This is a genomic window from Paenibacillus plantarum (assembly GCF_013141695.1).
Taxonomy (GTDB): Bacteria; Bacillota; Bacilli; order Paenibacillales; family NBRC-103111; genus Paenibacillus_E; species Paenibacillus_E plantarum.
Map to the genome: position 1 here is coordinate 450,773 of NZ_WHNY01000075.1, position 14,913 is coordinate 465,685.

14 protein-coding genes are annotated in these 14,913 nt (G+C 45.4%); 11 read left to right on the forward strand and 3 right to left on the reverse strand.

Features of this window, described 5'->3' with window-relative positions:
• Window positions 1-89 precede the first annotated feature (89 nt).
• From GC096_RS30070 to gnd, 5 genes are read left to right on the forward strand one after another with little or no spacing between them, the layout of a single operon-like run.
• Window positions 90-1,094 (forward strand): LacI family DNA-binding transcriptional regulator, encoded by a 1,005-nt coding sequence (locus GC096_RS30070; RefSeq protein WP_171635462.1) that lies wholly within the window; start codon window positions 90-92, stop codon window positions 1,092-1,094.
• 17 nt (window positions 1,095-1,111) lie between these two features.
• Entirely contained in the window at window positions 1,112-2,383 is a 1,272-nt protein-coding gene (locus GC096_RS30075) for a nickel pincer cofactor-dependent isomerase, group 22 (protein ID WP_171635464.1), read from the forward strand.
• Window positions 2,380-3,942 carry a gluconokinase gene (gene gntK, locus GC096_RS30080; protein WP_171635466.1) on the forward strand — a complete coding sequence of 521 codons (1,563 nt, stop codon included), beginning with the start codon at window positions 2,380-2,382 and terminating at the stop codon, window positions 3,940-3,942. The genes GC096_RS30075 and gntK overlap by 4 nt, the downstream gene beginning before the upstream one ends.
• A gap of 42 nt (window positions 3,943-3,984) precedes the next feature.
• Complete coding sequence (locus tag GC096_RS30085; RefSeq protein WP_171635468.1) at window positions 3,985-4,752, forward strand: SDR family oxidoreductase; 768 nt, start codon at window positions 3,985-3,987, stop codon at window positions 4,750-4,752.
• 32 nt (window positions 4,753-4,784) lie between these two features.
• Window positions 4,785-6,200, forward strand: a complete 1,416-nt coding sequence (gene gnd / locus GC096_RS30090; protein ID WP_171635470.1) for an NADP-dependent phosphogluconate dehydrogenase — start codon at window positions 4,785-4,787, stop codon at window positions 6,198-6,200.
• Here gnd and GC096_RS30095 read toward each other — a convergent pair whose 3' ends face one another.
• Complete coding sequence (locus tag GC096_RS30095; RefSeq protein WP_246303051.1) at window positions 6,201-6,521, reverse strand: hypothetical protein; 321 nt, start codon at window positions 6,519-6,521, stop codon at window positions 6,201-6,203. It abuts the gene before it with no gap.
• 168 nt (window positions 6,522-6,689) lie between these two features.
• On the opposite strand from GC096_RS30095, the gene GC096_RS30100 reads away from it, so the two are divergent.
• Window positions 6,690-7,208: a shikimate kinase gene (locus tag GC096_RS30100; RefSeq protein ID WP_312886371.1), complete on the forward strand. Its 519-nt coding sequence runs from the start codon at window positions 6,690-6,692 to the stop codon at window positions 7,206-7,208.
• A gap of 10 nt (window positions 7,209-7,218) precedes the next feature.
• Here GC096_RS30100 and GC096_RS30105 read toward each other — a convergent pair whose 3' ends face one another.
• Window positions 7,219-7,509 (reverse strand): rhodanese-like domain-containing protein, encoded by a 291-nt coding sequence (locus GC096_RS30105; RefSeq protein WP_056612497.1) that lies wholly within the window; start codon window positions 7,507-7,509, stop codon window positions 7,219-7,221.
• Window positions 7,510-7,772: 263 nt separating this feature from the next.
• Between GC096_RS30105 and aroA the strand changes: the two genes are divergently transcribed.
• From aroA to GC096_RS30120, 3 genes are read left to right on the forward strand one after another with little or no spacing between them, the layout of a single operon-like run.
• Window positions 7,773-9,071 carry a 3-phosphoshikimate 1-carboxyvinyltransferase gene (gene aroA, locus GC096_RS30110; protein WP_171635474.1) on the forward strand — a complete coding sequence of 433 codons (1,299 nt, stop codon included), beginning with the start codon at window positions 7,773-7,775 and terminating at the stop codon, window positions 9,069-9,071.
• 31 nt (window positions 9,072-9,102) lie between these two features.
• Window positions 9,103-9,924: a C39 family peptidase gene (locus GC096_RS30115; RefSeq protein ID WP_171635476.1), complete on the forward strand. Its 822-nt coding sequence runs from the start codon at window positions 9,103-9,105 to the stop codon at window positions 9,922-9,924.
• A gap of 13 nt (window positions 9,925-9,937) precedes the next feature.
• Window positions 9,938-10,363 (forward strand): CoA-binding protein, encoded by a 426-nt coding sequence (locus GC096_RS30120; protein WP_171635478.1) that lies wholly within the window; start codon window positions 9,938-9,940, stop codon window positions 10,361-10,363.
• A 91-nt stretch (window positions 10,364-10,454) separates the two neighbouring features.
• Here GC096_RS30120 and GC096_RS30125 read toward each other — a convergent pair whose 3' ends face one another.
• Window positions 10,455-11,021: an NAD(P)/FAD-dependent oxidoreductase gene (locus GC096_RS30125; RefSeq protein ID WP_171635480.1), complete on the reverse strand. Its 567-nt coding sequence runs from the start codon at window positions 11,019-11,021 to the stop codon at window positions 10,455-10,457.
• Between the two features lie 265 nt (window positions 11,022-11,286).
• Between GC096_RS30125 and GC096_RS30130 the strand changes: the two genes are divergently transcribed.
• Window positions 11,287-13,176 carry a glucose PTS transporter subunit IIA gene (locus GC096_RS30130; RefSeq protein WP_171635482.1) on the forward strand — a complete coding sequence of 630 codons (1,890 nt, stop codon included), beginning with the start codon at window positions 11,287-11,289 and terminating at the stop codon, window positions 13,174-13,176.
• Window positions 13,173-14,912: a phosphoenolpyruvate--protein phosphotransferase gene (ptsP, locus tag GC096_RS30135; RefSeq protein WP_171635483.1), complete on the forward strand. Its 1,740-nt coding sequence runs from the start codon at window positions 13,173-13,175 to the stop codon at window positions 14,910-14,912. Before GC096_RS30130 ends, ptsP begins: the two co-directional genes overlap by 4 nt.
• The last annotated feature ends 1 nt before the right edge of the window (window position 14,913 follow it).

Below are 14,913 nucleotides of genomic sequence, written 5' to 3' on the forward strand. Positions count from 1 at the left end.
ACTCCCTGAGAAGGGAGTTTTTTTGTCTCGCGAAAAGACTATTGTTAACGTGTGCATAGATGTGATATGCTTCTGTTAGAGGTGAATGTATGAGCGCAACTATTAAGGATATTGCGAAACTCGCGGGTGTTTCCCACACGACAGTTTCCAGAGCGTTGAATAACAGTCCGCTCATCCAAGAGGAGACGAAGGAGCGCATTCGCATCATCGCTGAACAGCTGGATTACACGCCGAATTATAATGCGAAAAGTTTAGTGCTGGATCGTTCGTATAACTTGGGGCTATTCTTTACCACACTAAGCAATGGAACTTCCGCTGGTTTCTTCTACGAAGCCATTCGAGGGGTTAACTCGGTGATTCGAGATCGCTACCAGTTGATTGTCAAGGGTATCGATGATTACACTAGCTTTCATTCCATCACCAAGAAAAGCTTTGATGGCATAATTATTGTCAGCCAAAGTGACGACGATGGGCCGATCATTGAGCATATTGCGAATAAAGAGATTCCGCTTGTCGTTTTGAATCGGCCAGTGGACACCGCTGGTGTTCTGAATGTTCTCTCTGATGAGGAGCAAGGCGCTTTTCACGCAGGAGCGTACCTTGTGAATCAGGGTCATAAGAAAATCGCCTTAATTGAAGGGCGTAAGGGCTTTAAATCTGCGCAGAATCGCAAGGATGGCTTCGAACGGGCAATGGAGCACTATGAGATTTCCATTCCAGCTGCGTTCCGGATGCCGGGACTTTACGATTTGGAAAGCGGTCATCAAGCGATGCAGCAATTTTTGAGCCTCGAAGAGAGACCGACAGCGGTTTTTTGCTGCAATGATGAGATGGCTCTAGGAGCCATTAAAGCTGTGTTTGAAGCGGGTCTACATGTCCCTAAGGATATCTCCGTGGTTGGTTTTGATGATACGGTATTCGCGGCATATGTGACGCCTGCCTTAACGACCGTGCGCAGGCCGATCGAACAAATTAGCAAAGAAGGCGCACTGCGTCTCCTAGGTAATATAGAGAATAAATTGCATACAACCGAGCAAGTGCTATTGCGAACCGAATTAATTGTTCGTGAATCTGTGCAATTATTACAAGCATAAGAAAGTGGGGAAAGTCGATGAGTATTCTAAGAGAATTGTTAAATGACATTCCGATTCCGCAAATGGTCAAAATTCGTCAGAAATTTGATCGTTCGATTTTGGAAAATCCTTTGCAGGAACTTGCCGATAAGCTCGAAAGCAGTGGCGTTATGCCGAGTATCCTTCCTGGCCAACAAGTAGCTGTGGCAGTAGGGAGCAGAGGGATTGCCAATATTGCGGGTTTCACGAAGACAACCTTGGATGCCATCAAGGCACGAGGTGCACATCCATTTATCGTACCGTGTATGGGAAGCCATGGCGGGGCGACTGCGGATGGTCAGACTGAGGTGCTTCAGCACTTTGGCATTACCGAGGAAACAATGGGTGCGCCGATTCGTTCTTCCATGGACGTGGTCAAAATCGATCAACTACCGAATGGTTTGCCGGTTTATGTAGATCGCATTGCGTCAGAGGCAGATGCCATTGTCGTTATTAACCGCGTGAAGCCGCATACTGCATTCCGAGGACGCATTGAGAGCGGCATCATGAAGATGATCGCGATTGGCCTCGGTAAGCAAAAAGGCGCAGAAGCTTGCCATCAGCTTGGTTTTAAATACATGGCAGAGAATGTTCCTGCGATGGCAAATTTGATGATCGAGAAGTTGCCGATCGTCTTTGGCGTAGCTCTCGTAGAGAATGCCTACGATGAGACTTGTCAGGTGGAGGTTCTGCCAGCCGCTGAAATTGAAGCGCGTGAGGAGCTGCTGCTCGTTGAAGCAAAATCACGTTTGCCGAAAATTCTATTCGATGAAATCGATGTGCTAGTGATTGATTATATCGGTAAAAATATTAGCGGTGACGGCATGGATCCTAACGTAACGGGACGCTATCCTACTCCTTATGCACATGGCGGACCCGAAGTGTCGAAGATGGTCGTTCTTGATTTGACTCACGAGACCAAAGGGAATGCTAATGGCGTAGGTACAGCGGATTTCACTACTCAACGTCTAGTTGATAAGACAAATCTAGAATTCACGTATGCCAATGGGTTAACTTCTACGGTCTGTGCACCTACGAAAATCGCGACTACTTTAGAAAATGATTTCTATGCGATCAAAGCTGCCGTGAAAACTTGCAATATTTTAGATTACACGACCTGTAAGCTTGTTCGTATTCAAGATACACTTCACTTAGGTGAGATTGAAATTTCGGTGAACCTCCTTGAAGCCGCTCGTCAGCATTCGGATATTGAAATTTTATCAGAGCCATTTGAGCTAACATTCGATGCAGAGGGGAATATTTGCAAATGACGCAAAGTCAGAAGCCTTATATCATAGCTGCTGATATTGGAACAACGAGTACCAAAACGCTGGTCATTGATCGGGATGGACAGGTACTTGCTTCACATTCCATCGAATATCCGCTCTTCACACCTGCAGCAGATCGTGCCGAGCAGGATCCAGATCAAATCTTTGATGCTGTGGTACAGGGGATTGGCGCTGTTGTTCGCAAGCAAGGCATCTCGCCTGAACAAGTGCTTTGCGTATCCTTCAGCTCAGCGATGCACAGCATAATTGCCGTAGATGAGCACAATAAGCCATTAACCCAATGTATTACATGGGCAGACAATCGTGCCGCGAAATATGCGGAAGATTTGAAGCAGAATGGACTTGGTCAACAGATTTATGCGAGAACAGGCACACCGATTCATCCCATGTCACCTCTTTTGAAATTGAAGTGGTTTGGGGAGCATGAACCAGCGCTTGTTCGAAATACCCATAAATTTATAGGGATTAAAGAGTATGTGTTTGCCAAGTTGTTTGGTCAGTATCTGATCGACCATTCTCTGGCAAGTGCGACAGGATTATTCAATCTGGAACAATTGGATTGGGATGCAGGTGCGCTTGATTATGCAGGGGTAACACCTAAGCAGCTATCCGCACTTGTACCTACGACACATCGTGTAGAAGGTATGAGTTCCGCTTATGCTGCTGCGATGGGCTTGTCCACGGACACGCCATTTATTGTCGGCGCATCCGATGGTGTACTTGCCAACCTTGGCGTAGGCGCTTTCGAGCCCGGCGTTGTCGCGGTTACAATCGGAACGAGCGGCGCAGTTCGCAGCGTCGTGAACAAACCGCAAACGGACCCCGAGGGTAAGTTATTCTGTTACGCGTTAACCGAAAACTTCTGGGTCGTTGGTGGGCCGATTAACAACGGAGGTATTGTCTTTCGTTGGGTGAGAGACCAGATTGCGACAGCAGAAGCAGAAGAAGCACGCCGCATGGGCATGGATCCTTACGATCACTTGACGGCACTTGCTGCTGAAGTGGGAGCAGGCTCCGAAGGATTGCTTTTCTTGCCATTGCTATCCGGCGAGCGTGCGCCTTATTGGAATGCTAACGCACGTGGCGTTTACTTCGGTTTATCGCTTAGTCATCAGAAGAAGCATATGATCCGTGCCGCTTTGGAAGGCGTCATGTTCTCCATTCAGGCCGTTGCGACATCGTTGGAACGCATGATGGGACCTGCAACCGTCATTCGTGCATCAGGCGGCTTCGCTCGCTCAGAGTTCTGGCGTCAGATGATGACCGATATGCTCGGCACGGCCGTTACCGTTCCAGACTCTATTGAGAGCTCAGGAATTGGCGCAGCTTTACTTGGTCTACTCGCGATGGGGGAGATCGAGGACTTATCGCATGCGCATAAATGGATCGGGGTAGGAAAGGCTCACGAGGTGAATGAAAACGATTATCGCGTATATCAACAATTGACATCTATTTATACGAGCGTATATCATCAGTTAAAAGATCAATTCGACGCGATCACCGCTTTTCAAAGTCAGCACCTACGGAGTCCTCAATCATAATACATTTTAGACAAAGCACTATTATTCGAGAGGATGACGACAATGAACTTATTCGATCTTTCTGGGAAAACAGCAGTAATTATTGGCGGTAATAGTACACTTGGTGGCTCAATGGCTTTAGCCCTTGCTGGACATGGTGCCAAAGTAGCTATCGTCGGGCGGAATCAAGAGAAAAGCGAACAGGTTCAAGAGGCTATTGCTGCGATTGGCGGCGAAGCGAAGACTTTCCAAGCGGATGCAACGAAACGTGAAGATTTGGAGCAAGTTCTTCAAGATGTTATTGCTTGGTCAGGCAGTGCGGATGTTCTTATGAATTGTCCAGGTAAAAATAGTGCGACGCCTTTCTTTGACATTTCCATGGAAGAATGGGATTCTATTATGGAGGTAAATTTGAAAAGCGTCGTGCTAGCTTGCCAAGTGTTCGGGAAATACATGGTTGAACGAGGTGAAGGCGGAAGCATTATTAATATTTCATCCGTTTCCTCGGATCCACCACTTTCTCGTGTGTTCACTTACTCCGCTTCTAAAGCAGCTGTGAATAATATCACACAGAACCTAGCCCGTGAGTTCGCTCCGAGCCGCGTACGTGTGAACGCGATTATTCCAGGCTTTTTCCCAGCAGAGCAGAATCGTAAGATTTTGTCGCCTGAGCGTATCGAATCCATTATGCGTCATACGCCGATGAATCGATTTGGTGAAGCTGCAGAGCTTCAAGGTGCTGCGGTGTACCTGGCTTCAGAGAAAGCTTCAAGCTTTGTAACAGGAACAGTTTTGAGAGTAGACGGCGGTTTTGGCGCGATGACGATTTAACTATTTATATATCGGAAGGGTGTATGAGAGACATGTCTAAGCAACAAATAGGTGTTGTAGGTTTAGCAGTAATGGGGAAAAACTTAGCATTAAACATTGAAAGCAGAGGCTTTACGGTATCCGTATTCAACCGTTCTGCTGAGAAAACGAAGGAGCTTCTTAATGAAGCACCCGGCAAGCAACTTGTAGGTACATATACGGTTGAAGAATTCGTTCAATCCCTTGAAGTGCCGCGCAAAATTTTGATCATGGTCAAAGCAGGCGGACCGACAGATGACACAATCAACCAATTGCTTCCGCATTTGGATAAAGGCGATATTTTGATCGATGGCGGAAATGCATTCTTCCCAGACACACAACGTCGCAACAAAGAGCTAGAAGCTCATGGTATTCGTTTCGTTGGAACAGGTGTTTCCGGCGGTGAAGAAGGCGCGCTTAAAGGACCTGCGATCATGCCAGGTGGCCAAGAAGACGCGTATAAATTGGTAGAGCCTATTCTAACAGCAATCTCAGCTAAAGTTGGCGAAGATGCTTGTTGTACGTATATCGGGCCAGACGGCGCGGGTCATTATGTAAAAATGGTGCACAACGGTATTGAGTACGGAGATATGCAATTGATTTGTGAAGCTTACCAATTGCTGAAAGATGTACTTAACGTTAGCACAGAAGAGCTTCATGAGATCTTCACGGAGTGGAACAACGGGGAGCTGGACAGCTACCTGATCGAAATCACACGTGATATTTTCACGAAATATGATGCTGAAACAGGCAAACCAATGGTTGACGTGATTCTGGATTCCGCTGGACAAAAGGGAACAGGAAAATGGACCAGTCAAAGTGCTCTGGACCTTGGCGTGCCGCTTTCTATCATCACAGAATCCGTATTCTCCCGTTTCATCTCTGCGATGAAGGAAGAACGCGTAGCAGCAAGCAAAGTACTCAAAGGACCTGATGCTCCAGCATTCACAGGGGATCGCAAAGCGTTTATTGAGGCTGTTCGTCAAGCTCTTTACGCAAGCAAAATTTGTTCGTATGCACAAGGTTTCGCTCAAATGAGAGCAGCTTCCGAAGAATACAAATGGGATTTGAAATACGGCAGCATCGCAATGATCTTCCGTGGCGGTTGTATCATCCGCGCTCGTTTCCTTCAAAATATCAAGGATGCGTATGATCGCAATCCTGAGTTGAAAAACCTGTTGCTTGATTCCTACTTCACAGACGTAGTGGACAACTACCAAGGATCATGGAGAACAGTGATTGCAGAAGCGGTTACTCGCGGTATTGCAGTACCTTCCTTCGCATCCGCACTTGCATACTACGACAGCTACCGTACAGAAAGATTGCCAGCTAACTTGTTACAAGCACAACGTGATTACTTCGGTGCCCATACATTCCAACGTGTAGACAAAGAAGGATCCTTCCACTACAACTGGATGGGTAACGAGTAGTTACTTCTCATCTTGTAAACCATATGCCGCTTCTCGCAGCCACAACTTCAGTCGATCTGCTTCTTGATCGAAGCCGTTGCGTTTGTGAATCAGCATGAGGGATATCTCTGCAAAATAACGGAAATTTCTTAATAATCGTGGTTGAGTTAGACCCTGCATCATCGGGTCTTCTTCAGCCACTTTTTTCTTAATAAATTCCAAAATCCAGACGACATCCTCTTTGCATAGTGTATAGCTTGGGTGCAAAATTTGCTCCAGTTTGCGTTGTGTACGATTGGTCAAGGCGGTAGTTTGGTTTTGCTGCAGCACAGTTGGGTTCAAAGCTCCATCTCTCCTTATCGGCGTGGTCTCTCTAAAATCTTAACTGTTTGTGCTAGAATTTATTCACACTACTATATGATTTTTTAATGGATTGTATTCATGCTGAAAGGGCTATGGTATGATGTTGGGAAAGTTTGTATGACTAGCATATGGGAAAAGGGGATTTGTGTGACAGTCAGAAATATTGTGCTTGTTGGATTCATGGGAACAGGGAAATCAACCGTAGGCAAGAAGCTTGCAGAGCGTTTAGGATGGAGTTTTTGTGATTCTGACGCCGTGTTAGAAGAGGTACAACAGACAAGTATACCCGAAATATTTCGGGATTATGGAGAAGCACGCTTTCGCGCTCTGGAAACCGAGACGCTGGCACATATATTAGACAGTGAGGGCCAAGTTGTTGCGACGGGCGGCGGTGCGGTACTTGCAGAATCTAATCGAATTTGCATGTTGCAGCATGGCTTTGTTGTCGCGTTGAACGCAACGGCGGAAACGATTATCCAAAGAGTAAGTAGCGATACGAATCGGCCTTTGCTGCAGGGGAATTTGGAAGAAAGAGTTCATACATTAATGGAACAAAGAAAGCATGCCTATGATTTCGCTCATACGTCCATTGACACGACGGACTTAAGCGAAGATGAAATTGCAGATCGCATCATTCAACAGGCGGCGTCATTAGGGAGAAGATAAGCTTTTCAGCTTAATCTTCCCACTCCAGCATGCCGCCGGTCATGTTCTTAAGGCCTTTATACCCGTTGGCTTCAAGATAGCCAAGTGCGCGTCCGCTTCGATTTCCACTACGACATACTAAAATGACTTCGTCGACTTGCGGGATCTCGCTAAGCCGCTCTGGCAATTGGCCTAATGGAATATGTATGGCGCCTTGAATCATACCTTCAGCTACCTCCTCATCTTCGCGAACGTCGATAAGTGTTAGCTGCTCTCCTTGCGCGAGTCTTGCTTTGATCTCGGATGGTAGAATCGTGTCCATGATATGCCTCCATGTTTGTATTTTTAGAAGAAAACTTCTTACTTAGTATGATAGAAATATAACGACGTGATGTCAAACAAAGTGTTTCTTTATCTAGCTTTTCTTAGATGCATCTGCTAGGTCGCAAGGTTCCCAAGTTAGATTTCGTATGGTACACTGTCAATAAATCTTAGGATCTCTATCGTCCCGCTGATGATTGGTTTCTTGCCATTCATTTTGCTGGATATACATATAAACTACTTGCGAAGGAGTTAACAAACGACATGAAAGCCATCGTAAAACCAACTTCCCATCTTGAAGGGGAAATTAATGCTTTATCCTCCAAAAACTACACTACACGCTACTTGCTAATCGGTGCATTAGCGAATGGGACAAGTACAATCTATTACCCAGCTCATAGTGAAGATAGTGATGCTATGAGACGATGTGTACGTGATCTTGGCGCTATTATAGAAGAAGATGATGAGAAAATTGTAATCACAGGCTTCGGCAAGAACCCTAAGCATGTGTCTGAATTGAATGTTGGGAATGCTGGTGCGGTGCTCCGCTTTTTGATGTCTACGGCTGCTTTCTGTCCGGAAGTAACGTTTGTGAATACGTATCCGGAATCATTGGGCAAACGTCCTCATGATGATTTAATCGATACTTTGCAACAAATGGGCGTAGAAGTACAACATAATAACGGTCGTTTGCCGATAACAATTAAAGGGGGACAACCTCGCGGTGGGAAAATCACCGTTTCTGGTAATGTGAGTTCGCAGTTCCTGAGTTCATTGTTGTTTATGACGCCGTTGTTGGAAGAAGACAGTGAAATTGAAGTGCTGCATGATTTGAAGTCCAAAATTATTGTAGGGCAAACGCTTGAAGTATTAGCGCAAGCCGGCATCGTGGTTCATGCAAGTGAAGATTTGATGCACTACCGTATTCCAGGTGGACAATCCTATGAAGCCAAAGAATATGTGATCCAAGGCGACTATCCAGGATCAGCAGCCATTCTAGCTGCCGCTGCGGTTACGAATTCCGATGTGCGTGTACTTCGTCTGGAAGAGAACAGCAAGCAAGGTGAGAAGGCTTGTGTGGACGTTCTGAAGGCTATGGGAGTTAATTTAACTCATGACAACGGTGTAGTTCATGTGCGTGGGAATCAACGTCTTGTTGCTGGTGAATTTGATGGTGATCATTTCACCGATGCTGTTCTTGCGATGGTTGCTGCAGCTGTGTTTGCAGAAGGTACTTCGCGTTTCTACAATGTTGAGAACCTACGGTATAAAGAATGTGATCGTATCACAGATTATTTGAATGAGCTTCGCAAGGCTGGAGCTGATGTAGAAGAGCGTCAGAGTGAAATTATTGTTCATGGTAAACCACAAGGGGTTGAAGGTGGCGTAGAAATTAATGCGCATTTCGATCATCGTGTCATCATGGCTTTAACTGTAGTTGGTCTGCGCTCTGAGAAGGGTTTAACGATTCGGGATGCCCACCACGTGGCGAAGTCGTATCCACAATATTTTGACCACTTGCGCTCCATCGGCGCACAGGTTGAGCTAGTGAGCGAGTCCTAGAATCTCAATTACATTGAATGGGTGAGTCAGCATGAGGATTATTTGGCAAGGATTGAAAGTGACGTTTGGATTGTTTCTCGTAGCAGGCCTTACATTTGCGAGCAGCGTATTTGCTGTATTGCTTTATGCGAAGGCTACAGGGAAAGAACCAGCTTTATTCGCTTCTGGTCCGGTAGTCTTAGCAGTTGATAAACCCACCGCTACGGTGAAGGGCACCGTGAAGCCGACACCATCGCCAACGCATGCACCAGTCAAATCAGCGATGCTGGATGTCCCCGTCGTACAGCAACTGCCCGAGCTGCCTGCTGGCTGTGAGATCACAAGTCTCACGATGCTGCTGAAGTACTATGGCGTAAACAAAACAAAGATGGAATTAGTCGCCGAGATGCCAACAGACATGACACCAGCAACATTGGATGCCAATGGCAACATCGCTTACTGGGGCAATCCGAACTCCGGCTTCGTTGGAGACGTAACGCGCAAGAAAAGAGGCTTTGGCATCTATTCTGCAGGATTGTTTCCGCTTATGAAAGACTATATCCCTCAAGCAATTAATATAACAGGGGAAGCTTTTGAATTGTATGAGCAGCAAGTGGCGCAAGGGATCCCAGTAGTCGTTTGGACGACAATAGACTACAATCTACCGTACAAATGGGTAACGTGGGATACGCCAATCGGTCCTCTAAAGACAACGTATTCGGAACATGCTGTTGTCCTTGTTGGATTTGATGAAACGAATGTTTACTTAAATGACCCATTGAGTGGCAAGAAGCAAGTTAAAGTGAGTAAAGCTCAGTTTGTTGAAACTTGGGAAGCGATGGGAAAACAAGGTCTAACTTACTTGAATAAATAGGAGAGCGATCCACATGACATTTGAGAATCCGTCTAGGGAACATATCAAAGAATTGCTTGCCCATGCAGGGAATATCGCTGTTGTAGGCTTGTCTGATAAACCAGATCGCACATCTTATATGGTATCAGCCGCCATGCAAAGCCGAGGATACCGAATTATTCCCGTTAATCCGAATGCAGATGAAATTCTAGGTGAGAAATGCTATCCATCGTTATCGGACATTCCTGAGCCTGTGGATATCGTGAACGTGTTTCGTCGAGCTGATCAGGTAGTTCCAGTGGCTGAAGAATCAGTTAAGATCGGGGCGAAGGTGTTCTGGTTGCAGCTAGATATCGTGAATGAAGAAGCAGGACGAATTGCCAGCGAGGGTGGCTTAGAAGTCATCATGGATCGCTGCATTAAAGTGGAAGATGCGATATTGAATCCGCGTAACAATTAATGCAGGTCCCATAAGGAAGCCTCAATCAAATAAAACCGCTAGTCGATCACCTTTGCAGGGGAACGATTAGCGGTTTTCTCATACGCAGGAACTATGCTTTCAACACATCGTGATCTACATAACGAGCACCGTTAAGCTCACTAATTACATTGATAGCGACTTTGGCTCCGTCACCAGCAGTGATAATCGTGTGCATGCTGACACCGGCCGTCGTACCTGCTGCCCATACACCTTTGACACTTGTATTTCCTTGTGCATCACAGTCAACAATAGATTTAATTCTCGGTTCAGTACCTTCTTTTGTCGCGATACCAGCAGCCTCGGCAAGTTCAACGGATAAACCAGTTGCTAGAATAACATGCTTACCTGTGTATGTACCATTTTCAGTGGTGATCTCAAAACCATCTTCATTCTTTACTAGCTGAGTCGCTTTGCCAGTTACGAATTCAGTGCCAAATTTAGCAGCTTGTTTCTTGCCGATCTCAACCAAATCTGGCCCGCCAATCGCTTCGACACCATAGTGATTCTCGATCCATGCACGCTTCGTAACACTTTGCTCATTGTCGATGACGAGCGTTTTCTTGCCTGCTTTTGAAGTGAAAAGTGCAGCACTCGCACCGGTAGGACCTGCACCAATAATAATAACATCATAAGACATAAGCGTATTTCCTCCTTGAATTCTAAATTTGGGTACAAATGAATTATGACAGCTTTCAGGGGACTTAGTCAACTTTCGCGTTTACTATGTAGAATAACCCTGATGGAATAAGCGATCTGCTTATTTTTTTTGACAAAAGCACGAACAAGCTTTACGATTTGATAAGAGAATCTTATGCTTATGGAAGATACTCTTCGAAATTGCTAAGGGATGATGCTTACGAAGTCAGTTTTCTGACGAAAACTTTTAGGAGGTTAGCATTCGTTTGAACTGGATGGGGAACTTACAACAGCTTGGCCGCTCCTTAATGCTGCCTACCATTGCGCTTCCTATTGCTGCTGTGCTGCTTTGTCTAGGGGATTTACCTTGGGATGCTATACATGCTTCAAGCTTTGGGGAAATGCTGTCATTGGCTGGAAATACAATCTTTGATTATATACCAATTATCTTCGCTGTTGGTGTGGCTTTGGGATTAACAGAAAGTGCCGGAATAGCTGGTTTATCGGCTATGCTTGGGTATTTCATGTTTACCCGACTCATCGAGCATGGGCTGGGCACGCAATTTCAATTAGGCGTATCTGGTGGGATTTTGATTGGGCTGCTGGCTGCAATCATCTATCACCGCTGCAAGGAAATTAAGCTTCCGGAGTACATACAATTTTTCGGTGGACCTCGGATGGTGCCGCTCGTCATGGGCCTCGCAACGCTCATTGTCTCTTATATCATGATCTGGCTTGGTCCTTATCTGGAGACGCTTATGGGCAAAATATCAAGTGGATTACTTGGATTAGGCGGCTTCGGTGCATTCATATATGGGATTGCTCATCGCTTGCTCGTACCATCGGGCTTACATCATATTTTGAATAACTTTTTCTGGTTTCAAGTGGGGGCGTACGAGACGCCATCGGGACAATACGCCTATGGCGATTTGCCGCGATTTTTTGCAGGCGATCCATCTGCAGGAATGTATATGGCCGGTTTATACCCGATCATGATGTTTGCATTACCAGCTATTGCTTTTGCAATTATCGGAGAAGCGAGGGAAGATTTAAAGCCGAAGATCAAAGCTACATTCTTAACGGCTGCATTGGCTTCCTTTTTAACAGGTGTGACAGAGCCGATTGAATTTGCTTTCCTTTTTGTAGCACCTTATTTGTTCGTTATTCATGCCATCCTTTCGGGCGTAGCAATGTGGATCGCTTATGAGTTAAATATCCACCATGGATTCTCTTATTCAGCTGGGGCTATTGACTACATCATTAATCTGCACTTATCACACAATGGCTTATTGTTGATTCCGATTGGGCTGGTCTATGGTTTACTGTATTATTTCTTATTCCGATGGGCGATTCAGAAGTTCCGAATTCCTACACCGGGTAGGGAAGAAGGCTCATCGCTAGAAGAGTGGGCTGGGGACATCCCATATCGTTCTCCGTTAATTTTGCAGGCACTTGGTGGGAAAGACAATATTAAGAAGATTGAAGCCTGTATTACCCGATTGCGACTTACGCTTGTCAATGATCGTCTGATGGACATCACGGCATTACGACACTTAGGAGCAGCAGGCGTCATACGTCTTGGAGGAGGCAATGTTCAAGTCGTGTTTGGAACATTTTCAGAGCTTATACGTGAAGAAATTATGAAGGTATTACGCAAAGATATTCATGTCGTCTTATTTACATCTCCAATGCAGGGACGTATGATCCCTATTGAAGAAGTGCCTGATCGTATCTTTGCCTCTCGACTCGTCGGGAATGGTGTTGCTTTTATTCCTGAAAAAGGTGAGTTGGTTTCCCCTGTTGCAGGTACCATTATGCACATCTACCCGACTATGCATGCACTGGGGATCTTAACGGATGAAGGTCTTGAAGTTCTGCTGCATATCGGAATTGACACGTCCAGCTTACCAGGCAAGTGCTTTAATGCGCTGGTGAAGGAAGGCGATCGTGTGGAAGCAGGTCAGCTGCTAGTGAAGTTCAACTACAACAAAGTTAAGAAATTCGCTTCTTCCTTAGCGACACCTATGATAATTACGAATCCAGATATTGTGAAGTCATGGAGTTTTGCTCCGTTTAAGCCAGTTAAGAAAGGCCAAGGCTCTGTTATGTCCGTTGTCCTTAAGCCGACTAAATCCGAGGGGGGGACGAACGGATGATTAGAGGTGTAGGTGCGTCATCAGGAATTGCAATGGGTCAAGCGTTTGTTATTCCCACTTGGGAATGGGATTTTCCAGAGAAAATGATAGATGTGACAGATTTAGCCTATGAATTCGAGCGATTGTATGATGGTATTCGGCATTCCAAGGATGAGCTTGAGTTAATCAAACAAGAGATCAAAGAAGTTGTAGGGCAAGAACAAGCCTATATTTTTGATGCACATTTGGCCATTTTGGAAGACCCCATTTTCATGAATGAGATTCAAGGTATTATTGAGCTGCAATATAAAGCCGCAGAAGTCGCCGTGAAAGAAGTCATTGATAAATTTGTGGGTATGTTTAATTTAATTGATGATGAATACATGAAAGAACGTGCTTTAGATATTAAAGATGTCGGTAATCGTCTCTTGAAGCATTTATTGGGGGATACGAGCACGACGGTTCCGCCGATTGATCATCCTTATATTTTAGTTGCGAAGGAGCTTACTCCTTCACAGCTTGCTCATTTGGATCCAACGAATGTGTTAGGACTGTTGACAATTCTGGGTGGCACGCACTCGCACGTGTCGATTATGGCCAGAGCGATGTCTGTTCCTTATGTGCTTGGATTAGAAGGAAAGCTGCTGCGTCCTATTCAAAATGGTGATTTCTTGATTATTGATGGTCAAGAAGGCACTTTGTATATTAACCCGGACAAGATCATAATTGAACGTTATCAAGCACGTAAGAAAAACTGGCTGGAGTTCAAGGAAAGCTTGCAAGAAATTGCCGATGTGGCTCCGCTGACATTAGATAGAAGCTTGGTTAATTTGCATGCGAATATTAATTCTGTTATGGAAATTGACCAAGTATTGCGGAATGGCGCATCAGGTGTAGGGCTTTTTCGTACCGAATATTTGTATATGGATCGAGATTCATTGCCTAGTGAAGAGGAGCAATTTGAGGTCTATCGCCACGCGGCCATGCAGCTCAAAGGACGTCCAATCGTGATCCGAACCCTGGATATTGGCGGCGACAAGAAACTTGACTACATGCCGCTTGCCAAAGAAGATAATCCCTTCCTAGGCTACCGGGCCATTCGAATCTCTCTGGATCGAACGGATCTCTTTATGACGCAGCTAAGAGCGATCTTAAGAGCAAGTCATTATGGGAATGTGAAGATCATGTATCCGATGGTGACCTCCATCGAGGAGGTGCGTCAAGCGAAAGCGCACTTAGAAAGAGCAAAGCTGGAGCTAAGTAGTCTTGGTGTGCCTTTTAATGCTAATATTGAGGTTGGACTTACAATTGAAGTACCTGCTGCTGCCATCATTGCTGATGTGCTTGCTAGCGAAGTGAATTTTATGAGTATCGGCACAAATGATCTAGTTCAATATGTTTTAGCAGTTGATCGAATGAACGAGAATATCGCGCACTTATATAATCCTTATCATCCGGCCGTTATCCGATTACTTAAACTCGTGATCGATGCAGGCAAGCGTGTTGGCATTCCTGTAGGCGTATGCGGGGAAATGGCTGGAGATATTCGGGCTCTGCCAATTTGGCTTGGATTGGGCATTGAGGAGCTGAGCATATCGGTTCAGACGCTCTTGCAAGTCAAGCACAGATTGCTTAGCAGTGATGCCGCGACATGCAAGGCATTAGTAGATCGTATTTTAATTTGCAAAACAAGTGATGAAATTTTGGAGCTTCTTGCTCAAACGGAACAAACGGAATCCATTGTAGGAGGTAATTAGT

Excerpts from the sequence above, each read along its gene's own strand:
- GC096_RS30120 (WP_171635478.1), top strand. The coding sequence starts at position 9,938 with ATGACATTTGAGAATCCGTCTAGGGAACATATCAAAGAATTGCTTGCC.
- gnd (WP_171635470.1), top strand. The coding sequence starts at position 4,785 with ATGTCTAAGCAACAAATAGGTGTTGTAGGTTTAGCAGTAATGGGGAAA.
- GC096_RS30070 (WP_171635462.1), top strand. The coding sequence starts at position 90 with ATGAGCGCAACTATTAAGGATATTGCGAAACTCGCGGGTGTTTCCCAC.
- gntK (WP_171635466.1), top strand. The coding sequence starts at position 2,380 with ATGACGCAAAGTCAGAAGCCTTATATCATAGCTGCTGATATTGGAACA.
- ptsP (WP_171635483.1), top strand. The coding sequence starts at position 13,173 with ATGATTAGAGGTGTAGGTGCGTCATCAGGAATTGCAATGGGTCAAGCG.
- GC096_RS30085 (WP_171635468.1), top strand. The coding sequence starts at position 3,985 with ATGAACTTATTCGATCTTTCTGGGAAAACAGCAGTAATTATTGGCGGT.
- GC096_RS30105 (WP_056612497.1), bottom strand. The coding sequence starts at position 7,509 with ATGGACACGATTCTACCATCCGAGATCAAAGCAAGACTCGCGCAAGGA.
- GC096_RS30115 (WP_171635476.1), top strand. The coding sequence starts at position 9,103 with ATGAGGATTATTTGGCAAGGATTGAAAGTGACGTTTGGATTGTTTCTC.
- aroA (WP_171635474.1), top strand. The coding sequence starts at position 7,773 with ATGAAAGCCATCGTAAAACCAACTTCCCATCTTGAAGGGGAAATTAAT.
- GC096_RS30125 (WP_171635480.1), bottom strand. The coding sequence starts at position 11,021 with ATGTCTTATGATGTTATTATTATTGGTGCAGGTCCTACCGGTGCGAGT.
- GC096_RS30075 (WP_171635464.1), top strand. The coding sequence starts at position 1,112 with ATGAGTATTCTAAGAGAATTGTTAAATGACATTCCGATTCCGCAAATG.